This is a genomic window from Pseudomonas sp. OVF7 (genome assembly GCF_030644265.1).
GTDB classification, from domain to species: Bacteria; Pseudomonadota; Gammaproteobacteria; order Pseudomonadales; family Pseudomonadaceae; genus Aquipseudomonas; species Aquipseudomonas gorinensis.
The window spans coordinates 4,745,982-4,757,877 of record NZ_CP128996.1 but is presented as its reverse complement, the minus strand read 5'-3'; the positions used below and the strand labels follow the sequence as shown (position 1 = coordinate 4,757,877).

Genomic DNA, 11,896 nt, shown 5'->3' with positions numbered 1-11,896 from the left:
CCATGAACGCTATCAGCCTGGAACAGACCGAACGGGTCTGGTTGAACGCTTACCTGCCCGGCGTCCCGGCGGACATCGATGCCGGTATCGAAGACTACCCATCGTTGCGCGAGGTGTTCCTGGAGCACCTGGAAAAATTCCGCGAGCGGGTCGCCTACGTCAGTATCGGCACGGAAATGACCTATGCCGACTGGCACGTGCAGGGCGTTGCGTTTGCCGCCTGGCTGCAAGGCCAGGGCGTCAAGAAGGGCGACCGCGTGGCGTTGATGATGCCCAACTGCTTGCAGTACCCGATCTGCCTGCTGGGCACCCTCCTGGCCGGCGCGGTGGTGGTCAACGTCAACCCGTTGTACACCGCCCATGAGCTCAAGCATTTGCTCAAGGACAGCGGCGCCGAAACCGTGGTGATCTTCGAAAACTTCGCCCACACCCTGGAAAAAGTCATCGCCGGCAGCAGCGTCAAGCGCGTGGTGGTGGCGGCCATCGGCGACTTGCTCGGCACCTTCAAGGGCGCGGCGATGAACTTCATCCTGCGCCGCGTGCAAAAGCAGGTGCCGGCGTTCAACCTGCGTGGCTCGGTGCGTTTCAACCAGGTACTTAAACAGGGGCGGGCGCTCAACCACTTCCCGGTCGCCATGGCGCTCGACGACCTGGCCTTCCTGCAATACACCGGCGGCACCACGGGGGATGCCAAGGGCGTGATGCTCAGCCACCGCAATATCATCGCCAACCTGCTGCAAGCCAAGGCCTGGGTCGGTGATCAACTCGACCAGGACAAGCAGGAAACCAACGTCACCCTGCTGCCGCTGTACCACATCTTTTCCCTGACGGTGAACTGCCTGATGTTCATGTGCCTGGGCGGGCGCAACATCCTCATTGCCAACCCCCGTGATGTGAAACGGGTGCAGATGATCCTGCGCAAGGAGCGCTTCAATGGCATCGCCGGGGTCAATACGTTGTTCAACGGCCTGCTGGAGAATAAGGAGTTCTGCGCGCGGGACTTTTCCGACCTGCGCATGGTGATCGCGGGCGGCATGGCCACGCACACGGCGGTGGCCAAGCGCTGGAAGGAAGTCACCGGTCTGCCGATCATCGAAGGCTATGGCCTGACCGAATGCTCGCCGGTGGTGAGCATCAGCCCCATCGACATCTCACGCATGCGCGAGATGGAGTTCACCGGCAGCATCGGCGTGCCGCTGCCGTCGACCTGGGTACGCTTCATGCGGGAAGACGGCGAACTGGCCGATATCGGCGAACAAGGCGAACTGCAAGTGCGCGGTCCGCAGGTGATGCAGGGCTACTGGAAACGGCCGAATGAAACCGCCGAAGTGCTGGACGCCGAGGGGTGGTTGTCGACCGGTGATATCGGCGTGATGGATGAGCGCGGCTATATCCGCCTGGTGGACCGCAAGAAAGACATGATCCTGGTCTCGGGCTTCAACGTGTACCCCAATGAAATCGAGGATGTGGTGGCGTTGCACCCCGGCGTCGGCGAAGTCGCGGCGATCGGCGTGGAGGACGGCGTGACCGGCGAGAGGGTCAAGATCATCGTGGTACGCAAGGACCCGAACCTGACCCAGGAACAGCTCCTGGCCCATTGCCGGGAATACCTGACGGGCTACAAGGTGCCCAGGTATGTGGAGTTTCGCAGCACCGAGTTGCCCAAGACCACGGTGGGTAAAGTACTGCGCCGAGCGTTACGCTGATTCAAATGTGTGTACGTGATCTAGAAATGTGTAGGTGATCTAACAGGATGCAGGTGATCTAAAAGGATATAGGTGATCTAAATGTGGGAGGGGGCTTGCCCCCGATGGCGGAGTGTCAGCCCGTACAGTTTTAACTGATGCACCGCCATCGGGGGGCAATGTCGAATCGTCGCACCGCCCCTCCCACCTGCTCAAACCGTGCCCACTGTTACCCAGCGCTCTTCCTGGGCCGCCACGCGAATCGCCGTCGCCAACCGCTCCACTTCCCACGCCGCCTCAAAGTCAGTGCCGTCCGCCCCCTGGCCGGCCAGCGCCATCATCAACTCCTGTACCTCCAGCGTCTTCAGTTCGTTGTAGCCCAACTGATGCCCGGCAGCCGGGCTGAACGCCGCATAACCCGGCAGGGCAGGGCCTGCCAGCAAGCGCTGGAAACCGTCCTGGCCGGCACGGCACAGGCGCAGTTCATTCAAGCGCTCCTGATCGAACGCCAGGGTGCCCTTCGTGCCGCTGATCTCGAAACTCAGGTGGTTCTTGTAGCCATGCTTGAGCCAACTGCTGCTCACCGTGCCGCGTGCGCCGTTGGCAAAACGCAGCAGGGCGTGAATCTGGTCATCCACTGCGATGGCTTTCAATTCGGTACTGCCTTTGATCGCGGGGCGCCGGGTATGAACCGTCTGCGTATCGGCGCACACGCTGAGCACATCGCCGACCAGATAGCGCGCCATCGACAACAAGTGGCTACCCAGGTCCGCCAGGGCGCCACCGGCGTGTTCCACTTCGCAGCGCCATGACCAGGGTGACGCCGGGTCCGCCATGAAGTCTTCGCTGAACTCGCCCTGGAAACTGATGATCTCGCCAAGGTCGCCATTGGCGATCAACTGCCGCGCCAGGCCGATCATCGGGTTGTGCTGATAGTTGTAGCCGACCCGCGTCACCACCCCGGCCGCGCTTGCCGCACGGCGCATGGCATCGGCCTGTTGCAGGCTGACGGCCAGGGGTTTTTCGCAGTACACCGCCTTGCCTGCGGCAATCGCGGCCATGGCCATGGGGTAGTGCAGGTGGTTGGGGGTGGTGATGGCCACCACGTCCACCGACGGGTCGTTGACCAGCGTTTGCCAATCGCCATGGGCCCGGGCAAAGCCCCAGGCGCTGGCGCAACGCTGGGCGCGTTCGGTGTCGGCATCGGCCAGGGCGGCCAGTTTCAGGGTGACGGGCAGTTCAAATACCGCGCGGGCGTTGTTGAAGGCCAGGGCATGGGCACGTCCCATGAAGCCTGTGCCAATCAAGCCGATTCCGAGTTCGCGCATCGCCGTGGTCCTTTGGATTATTGTTTTCAGGAATACTATTAATGGAATAAAAATTCCCAAAATTCAAGATATGGAAAAATTAATTCATTAGGCGCGCGCTATCATTCCGGCTGATGTGGCTATATTCAGCACGTGGCCAAACGCCGTCAGTTAACAAAAGATAACGTAGCGCCGATTGTCAGACGATTCGAAAGCCCGATAGGATGGCCCCTGCTGCCTCCAGGCGCTCTAGATTGCAGGTTTCAGAGCCCAGGAAGGCAACACGACCTAACAATAATAATGGGAGAAAGGTCTATGAGTGAGCCTGTCATGGGTTGGGTTGTTTGCCGCCCACGTGCCGCACGCAGGGTTGCGTTGCTGGCCACAGCGCTCTCGCTGTTTGGAGCCGTCGCGTTGCCGACCGCCGTCCAGGCCGCCAGCGATACCCCCGCCGCCGCGGTGTTTGCGATTGAATCCCCCAAGGCCGCCAAGGGCCTGATGATCGACGTGGTCCATGCCGGCAAGCGCCTGGTGGCGGTCGGTGATCGCGGGCATATCCTCTATTCCGATGACCAGGGCACTGCCTGGACCCAAGCCAAAGTTCCCACCCGGCAACTGCTGACGGCGGTGTATTTCGTCGATGACCAGCACGGCTGGGCGGTCGGCCATGATGCGCAAGTCCTCGCCAGCACCGACGGCGGTGCCACCTGGAGCCAGCAATACCAGGACCTCAAGCGCGAAGCGCCGTTGCTCGACGTATGGTTCAAAGACGCCAGCCACGGCCTGGCCGTCGGTGCCTACGGTGCGCTGATCGAAACCACCGACGGCGGCAAGACCTGGAACGACGTCAGCGACCGCCTCGATAACGAAGACCAGTTTCACCTCAACGCCATTGCTTCTATCAAGGACGCCGGCCTGTTTATCGTGGGCGAGCAGGGCAGCATGTTCCGCTCCAGCGACGACGGCCAGACCTGGGAAAAACTCGAAGGCCCCTACGAGGGCTCGCTGTTTGGCGTGATCAGCACCGCTCAACCGCAGACCCTGCTGGCCTATGGTTTACGCGGCAACCTGTACCGCTCCACGGATTTCGGCAGCACCTGGGAGCAGGTCGAATTGAATGCCGCGCGCGGCGCCCTGGAGTTCGGCTTGTCGGGGGCGACCTTGCTCGATGACGGCTCATTGGTGGTGGTCGGCAACGGCGGCAGCGTGGTGGTCAGCCATGACGACGGCCAGACCTTCAGCGTATTCAACCGCCCGGACCGCATTTCGTTGTCGGCCGTCACGGCGGCAGGCAACGGCAACTTGATTCTGGTCGGACAGGGTGGTGTTCGCGTCGCCACGCCCACCGGCGCCGAACCGACAAAACAATAAGAAGGCGGGGAAAGAATGAGCAGTCATCACAACGATAAAGCGACCTTTCTTGAGCGCCTGATCTTCAACAACCGCCCGGCGGTTATCGTCATTTGCCTGCTGGTGAGTGTGTTCCTGTTCTGGCAGGCGACGTTGATTCGCCCGTCCACCAGCTTTGAAAAAATGATCCCGCTCAAGCACCCCTTCATCGAGAAGATGATGGAACACCGCAACGACCTGGCCAACCTGGGCAACACGGTGCGCATCTCGGTGGAGGCCAAGGACGGTGACATCTTCACGAAGGAGTACATGGAGACCCTGCGCCAGATCAACGACGAGGTGTTCTACATCTCCGGCGTCGACCGCTCGGGCCTCAAGTCGCTGTGGAGCCCCAGCGTGCGCTGGACCGAAGTGACCGAAGAAGGTTTTGCCGGTGGTGAAGTGATCCCGCAGAGCTACAACGGCTCGCCGCAAAGCCTCGACCAACTGCGCAACAACGTGCTCAAGTCAGGCCAGGTCGGGCGCCTGGTGTCCAACGATTTCAAGTCGAGCATTGTCGATATCCCGCTGCTGGAGTCCTACCCGGACCCGCAGGACCAGGGCAAGCTACTGGCCCTGGATTACCGCAAGTTCTCCCATGAACTGGAAGATAAGATCCGCAACAAGTTCGAAGCGCAGAACCCCAACGTCAAGATCCATATCGTCGGCTTTGCCAAGAAGGTCGGCGACCTGATCGACGGCCTGGTGATGGTGGTGCTGTTCTTCGGCGTTGCGTTCGTCATCACCCTGGTTCTATTGCTGTGGTTCACCAACTGCCTGCGCAGCACGGTCGCGGTATTGAGTACCACGCTGGTGGCGGTGGTCTGGCAACTGGGCTTGATGCACTTCTTCGGCTTCGGGCTGGACCCGTATTCGATGCTGGTGCCGTTCCTGATCTTCGCCATCGGTATTTCCCACGGCGTGCAGAAGATCAACGGTATCGCCCTGCAATCCAGTGAGGCCGACAACGCGCTGACCGCCGCGCGGCGTACCTTCCGGCAACTGTTCCTGCCGGGGATGATCGCGATCCTCGCGGATGCCGTGGGCTTTATCACGCTGTTGATCATCGATATCGGGGTGATCCGTGAACTGGCCATCGGCGCATCCATCGGTGTGGCGGTGATCGTGTTTACCAACCTGATCCTGTTGCCGGTGGCGATTTCCTATGCTGGCATCAGCCATCGCGCCATCGCCCGCAGCAAGAAGGACGCACACCGCGACCACCCGTTCTGGCGCCTGCTGTCGAAATTTGCCAGCGCCAAAGTGGCGCCGGTCTCGATCCTGCTCGCGCTGGTCGCCTTCGGCGGCGGCCTCTGGTACAGCCAGAACCTGAAGATCGGCGACTTGGACCAAGGCGCGCCGGAGCTGCGCCCGGACTCGCGCTACAACAAGGACAACAACTTCATCATCAGCAACTACTCGACCAGTTCCGACGTGCTGGTGGTGATGGTCAAGACCAAGGCCGAAGGTTGCTCGCGCTATGAAGCCATGGCGCCGATAGACCAGTTGATGTGGAAGATGCAGAACACCGAGGGCGTGCAGTCGGCGATCTCGCTGGTGACCGTGTCCAAGCAGATGATCAAGGGCATGAACGAGGGCAACCTGAAATGGGAAACCCTGTCGCGTAACCCGGATGTCCTGAACAACTCCATCGCCCGCGCCGATGGCCTGTACAACAACAATTGCTCGCTGGCGCCGGTGCTGGTGTTCCTCAACGACCACAAGGCCGAAACCCTCGACCGCGCGGTGCATGCGGTGCAGGCGTTCGCCAAGGAGAACAACAAGGACGGCCTGGAGTTCATCCTCGCCGCCGGTAACGCCGGGATCGAAGCGGCCACCAACGAAGTGATCAAGGCATCGGAGCTGACCATCCTGATCCTGGTGTACCTGTGCGTGGCCACCATGTGCATGATCACCTTCCGTTCCTGGGCGGCGACCCTGTGCATCGTGCTGCCGCTGGTGCTGACCTCGGTACTGGGCAACGCGCTGATGGCGTTCATGGGGATCGGCGTCAAGGTCGCGACCTTGCCGGTGGTGGCGCTGGGCGTGGGGATTGGCGTGGACTACGGCATCTACATCTACAGTCGCCTGGAAAGCTTCCTGCGCGCCGGCCTGCCACTGCAAGAGGCCTACTACCAGACGCTCAAGTCCACCGGCAAGGCCGTGCTGTTTACTGGCCTGTGCCTGGCGATCGGCGTGTGCACCTGGATCTTCTCGGCGATCAAGTTCCAGGCCGACATGGGCCTGATGCTGACCTTCATGCTGCTGTGGAACATGTTTGGCGCGCTGTGGCTGCTGCCGGCGCTGGCCCGCTTCCTGATCAAGCCCGAGAAACTGGCGGGGCAGAAGGGCAATTCGCTGTTTGCCCACTGAGCCCTGGGGTGAGGGCGTCTGGCCCTCACCCCAAGGTGGACCTTCAGGCCGGTATCACGGGTTCGCTCGCGGTAGCGGCGCGATCGCCAGGAAAATCTGGTCGACGGGAGGCGTGATCAGTACATAGACAATGTTGGTGACCGGTTCGCTGCCGGGGTCCCGGAGGTTGCGCAAGTAGGCTTGGACGTGTTCCTTGAGCAAATCCTTCTGGGTGAATTTGCGCTGTTCGGGCAGCTTCAAATGCGCCCGGGTGTAACGGGCGGGCGGGGCGTCGGCCGTGGCGTAGTGGAAGTGCGCGTACCACAACACCGCCGGCGGTTTTTTCGCCTTGTCGTAAACCGCGTATTCGGTGAAGAAGTCGCCGCTGAGGGTCGGACGTTGCGGGTCGGCCAGGCTCGTCAGGTTGATGTCGATTTCTTGATGCTCCCACAGGTAGTTGAGGCTCTCCGGTGTCGGCCATTGGCGCTTGTAGGCTTCACTGCACACGCGTTGAGCCTGCCGGTTCATATCCCGGGCCTGCGCGAGGTATTCGTCGACCAGGTCCTGGGCCGATAGCTTGTCGAGGTGATCGCGCTGTATTTCCTCGGCCAGTGCCGTGAGTTTTCTCGCATGGCCAGTGAGCAGTTCATCCCAGTCGCCCGGATTGACCTGCTGACGGGTGAGGGGCGAGTCGAGTTTTTGCTGGTCGGTCGCAATCGTGTGATCAATGCCTTTGCGCTGCTCGATCAGCGCCTGGCCAAGGCTTTTGAGGGTGGCGAGTGAGCGGCTCTGTGGTTCGGTTGGCACCGGGGCGGCAGGTTCGTCTTCGGTGGCTGCCCAGCCGTCTTCGTGTCGGCTGAAGGCGCTGACGGTTTCACCGGTCAGCGTATCGGTGATGGTGAAACGTTCCTCGGCGCCTTGTGCACCGGCAGGCTTGAGTTCGCCGATGAGGTATTGCTTCCTACGGGTTTTGAAGACACGTTTTGTCGGCAGTTTGGGGCGCAGGTTTTTCGACAGTGGCAGCTCCACGTCCAGCGCTTCCTGCTTGCGCACCACGGCTTCCAGCTCGTTTTGTGCAAGCGCCTTGGCATATTCGAGACCTTTGAGCAGGCGCTCGGACTCCGGGCGCAGTCGACGCGGGTTGATGACCTTGAGCGCGCGGATGGCCTCTTCATAGCGGTTGTACTGCTTGAGGACCGTCTCGTAGACATCCCGTTGTTCGGCCAGCGGGTATTCGGCGCTGCTGCGCACTTCAACGTGAGACAGCAGCACCTCGAACAGGTCGATGTGCTCAAGGCGCCTGATGTAGAGGTCTTCTTCGGGCGGCGGCACGGTATCGGTCATTTCCACGCTGGCAGCGGCGAGATAATTCAGCGCATTGAGTTTCAGGTTGTCGGAAAAAAAATGCTGTGGGAAGGCGATCTCATCCAGCAGTTTTTGACGTACCACGCGCCCGGCCCGCGAGTCCTGTTCCAGCCGTTGAAGGGTGTTCTCCATGGCTGCCGAGACCTCGCCCATGTGCTGGCGGATGTTGGCCGACTCAATGGCGTTGCTGATGTATTCGTTGTAGACGGTGCGGTCGCCCAGCAAATTGTCGATAAACATCCTGCGCGCCATCTCTGCCATCGGCTCCCCCGCGCGGGAGAAGCGCATGGCGTTGAGCCGGCCCAATAGCAAGGTGTGAATGAACAGCTGTTGGTCCCAGATGGTGTTGAGGATTTTCTCGCGGTCGCGCACGTGCGCACCCGCCCCACCGACTTTTTCCAGTTCCTGGCCCAGCGTGACCATTTCCAGGCGCGGGGGGAGCGACTGGGCAAACAAGACTTCCAGGTTTTGCAGCAGAATCTCGAATTCGCTACGCAGCGTCTGGTGCCTGAGGGTTTCCTGCAGGTGGCGTGCTTCCAGCCCCGGCCTTTGTGCGTCAGCCGCCTTTTTCAGCAGCTCTGCCGTCAGTTGGACGATCTTGCGTTGATGCTTCAGGGCATCCAATGCGTTTTGTGTGGGTTTAAGCGATGCATCGAATGGCTCCAGCAGTTGCGGGATTTCTTGGCTGAGTGCCTGTACGCGCGCGAGCACCTGCTCTTTCTTGCGCCGGTTTTGCGCTTGCAGTTCGTCCTTTCTGCCGCCGCCCAACAGCTTCAGCCCAGGGTCCAGGGTCCAGCGGCCCCTCCCGTCGGTCTTGAGCTTGATACCGGGGTGGTCTGGATGCTCAGGGTGAATGATGAACACCTCGCCAAAGCCCGGAACAATACTGACCCTGAACAACAAGCCGCCGACGGAGGCATGCCATCGGCCATCAATGCTGTACAACCCCGCGTGGGGGCCGATCTTGAGCGGCTCTGGTGCGGGCGTGGGCCAGGCGATGTTGACGGATCGCAGTTTGTCCAACAGCCTGGCCGAGGCGCTGTCGCTGGCCAGGGAATGGTCAAAATCCATCAGCGTACGGCCACCCCCCGGTGGTTCCGCGGGCAGGCCGACAATGCCGCGCGCAACCACTGCTGTTCGCGTTGTTGCCGGGCCGGGCAGCGGGTGCCTGAAGGGCTCGAGGGTCAGGGCTTGTGCATCGAACGGTGGGGTGTCGGCAACGGGAGCCGGGGTGCCATGATGGACCATCAGCAGGCTGATGTTGAGCAACAGGTCGACCCACGCCAGCTCCCTCGCGGTGGGGTTGTCACTTTCCAGCGCCGGCAGGTCTTGGGTGAGGCCTTGCGCCAGTTGCAGGAGCCAACCGACTGCCGCCAAAGGCCCGCGCACGGCCATCAACAGCGTATTGAACCCCAGTTGCATACCTTCCAGGATCAGCGCCCAGCGGCTTTCGCGGTTGGACGTCGACTCGCGCTCGGCCTGGTCCAACAGCTGTCGGGTTTCACTGCCAAACAGGTACTCCATGAGGTTGCCGTGGTTGAGTGACTGAAGCAGTTCGCCACCGCTTTCGTCGCCAGCCCCCGCCAGTTCTGCGGGCGTGGGTACCCTGGGCAGGCTGTCGAACTCCGAACCCATGCCGACACGCACGATGTGGGGTTGCGTAAAACCGCCATGGCTGTAGATCGCCCTGGCAGCGTCCGGCAACCAGGCCAGGACGCTGTCCTGCAGGGGGCCGGGCTGCACGATGGCTGCGAGCAATTGCTCGCGGCGGGCAAATTCGCGCAGTGAGTCGGGATAGGCTGGACGATAAAGCACGTGCGGCCCCAACTGGGTGTCGAGAGGCTCGATGATGAACATGTTTTGCACGACATCCGCCGTCGCCCCGGGCCTGCGCAGAAACGCCAGCGGGCGAATGACGATGGCGTTGCCGTCGATGCGACGCGCCATGGGGTCGGGATCGAGCACCGCGTTCACATATTGGACGCCTCGGGAGGTCAGGCCCGCTTCGCCTTTGATTTTGTGCTCCAGCGCCCGGATTTTCAGGTGGACGGGCCGTTGCTGCTGGAACAGCCGCTGGCGTTTTTGCGCCGCCTCGGTGTCGCTCATCAGCGCCTGGCGCAGGTAGTTGGGGTAATTCTTACCGATGTCGACACGCTGGATCAGTTGGAGGATGTAGTCGGCGGTCAGCCAGGCTTCCACTTCCCGGCCCCGGCGGTGGCTTAGGGTCATGCGCCCTTTGGGTCTTCCCGAGAGGTTCTTCAGGGCCAGGTCCACCAGGGTCATGGAGACCGGCTCGATGTAACCGCCCTCCAGGCTGCCCACCGGGACATGAAAGGTCAGCTCCACGTCATCGGCGGCGTATCCGGCAGACAATGTCTCCTGGCTGCAGGTACGCACACCGCCCAGGGCCTCAGCGCGGTCCAGGCACAGTTGGTGGTTCAAGTGCTGGGTCGCGTAGCTGCGCAGTGTTTCCAGGCCGTCGAAGTCGGCGTCGCCCAAGGTCAGGCGCCGGATCCCGGCTTGTTCGATCAGGCATTGGCGATAGGCCAGGCGGTCGGCGGCGCTGGCGCGTTGCAGCCAGTCGGGCAGGGCAGTCTGGAGGGGCGACAGATTGGCCAGGGGCGTGGCGGCGGCGGTGAATAATCGGCCGGGGTTTACGGTGGTGGCGAACAACTGCTCGAGGGCGGTCACCGTAGACCTGGCGGGAAGTTCAATCGTGGCCAGGTCATCCAGTTGCTGGTTCAGTACCAGCGCGGCTTGTATCTCGAAGATATTGCCGTCGGGTTCATACTGCCGCCAGGTGATCTTGTCGGCCAGGAAACGTTGTTGCATGCGCTCGCCCCAGGCTTGGCCGAAGGCATCCAGGTCGGAGTATGAGTCGATCTTGCCGTCGAGGCTGCACAGCAACACCTGCGTTCGGCTGACGATCAGGATCTCGCTGGCTTGCAGCGTGAGTCGGGCGCCTGCCCGTTCCAACTCCGTCTCCAGGGTATAGGCGCGCACCGCGTTCTCGGGCCAGGGGCGTGCGGCGCGGGTGGCTCTGTCGGGATAGCGGCTCAAGGTGCTGAGGATGTTCAGTGGTTGGGCTGCGTCACCGGCCTGGCGCGTGGCGGATTCGAGCAGCGAGCCTTGCAGCACATCGGCCAGCCATTTCCAGCGACTAACGCCGGCGTCACTGTCCTGGCTCCAATAGGTTGCCAATGCCTGTTGAAAATCGATGAACAGAAGCGTGGGCAGTTCGTTGATGACCCCTTCGATGACCTCCAGGTCATAGTCGCGACTGCGCCCATTGATGGGATAGGTCAGGCGGTTGCCGGTGACTCCGCTCAAGTAGCTGTCCAGGCCCAGGCGTGTCGATACATCGGGAAAGCTGCCATCAGCCAGGTAGCCCAGCGTGACCTCCAGCAAGGGGAGCAGGGTGCGACCGCCACCTTCACGGGGCACGGCTAATCGAAGGTCTGCGAGTGGGTAGGTCAGCGGCGGGTATTTTTCCTTGAGGTTGGTGGCGAGCAGTTGCGCGGTGACTGAGCGCAATGTCGGGCAGGTGCGGAACTGGGCTTCAACCGCTTGTCGGATCGGCTGTGCGGCAGGTGGGGTGTTTGGGGCAGGCATGGGAGTTCCTTTTCCGTTGAATGAAGATGCGCCCATGCACGTTAATGTGCCGTGTTCGGGGGAGGTGGTAGCCCGTTAGGGGGGAGGCGGCTTGCTAAGGGGGGCACGGTGGGGCGCGCATTCGGAGTGGCTGCGATGGCGACGTGTTTTGGCGGGCAAGCCGTAATGCCTTTGTAGGAGCGAGGG

The 11,896-nt window shown here is 61.7% G+C and carries 5 protein-coding genes; 3 read left to right on the top strand and 2 right to left on the bottom strand.

Annotated features, from left to right (window positions below):
- The first annotated feature begins 2 nt into the window (after positions 1-2).
- The gene (locus QU606_RS21540; protein ID WP_024075926.1) at positions 3-1,706 is read left to right on the top strand and encodes an AMP-binding protein; all 1,704 of its coding nucleotides are present in this window, start codon (positions 3-5) and stop codon (positions 1,704-1,706) included.
- Between the two features lie 191 nt (positions 1,707-1,897).
- Here the strand turns inward: QU606_RS21540 and QU606_RS21535 are convergent, their stop codons facing one another.
- Positions 1,898-3,013 (bottom strand): Gfo/Idh/MocA family protein, encoded by a 1,116-nt coding sequence (locus QU606_RS21535; RefSeq protein WP_024075925.1) that lies wholly within the window; start codon positions 3,011-3,013, stop codon positions 1,898-1,900.
- A gap of 309 nt (positions 3,014-3,322) precedes the next feature.
- Here QU606_RS21535 and QU606_RS21530 point away from each other — a divergent pair, with 309 nt between their 5' ends.
- Both QU606_RS21530 and QU606_RS21525 read left to right on the top strand, forming a co-directional pair.
- Positions 3,323-4,363, top strand: a complete 1,041-nt coding sequence (locus QU606_RS21530; protein ID WP_304998645.1) for a YCF48-related protein — start codon at positions 3,323-3,325, stop codon at positions 4,361-4,363.
- 15 nt (positions 4,364-4,378) lie between these two features.
- Entirely contained in the window at positions 4,379-6,754 is a 2,376-nt protein-coding gene (locus QU606_RS21525; RefSeq protein ID WP_150054214.1) for an RND family transporter, read from the top strand.
- 54 nt (positions 6,755-6,808) lie between these two features.
- On the opposite strand, the gene QU606_RS21520 is transcribed toward QU606_RS21525, so the two are convergent.
- Complete coding sequence (locus QU606_RS21520; protein ID WP_304997492.1) at positions 6,809-11,710, bottom strand: dermonecrotic toxin domain-containing protein; 4,902 nt, start codon at positions 11,708-11,710, stop codon at positions 6,809-6,811.
- Between the last annotated feature and the right edge of the window lie 186 nt (positions 11,711-11,896).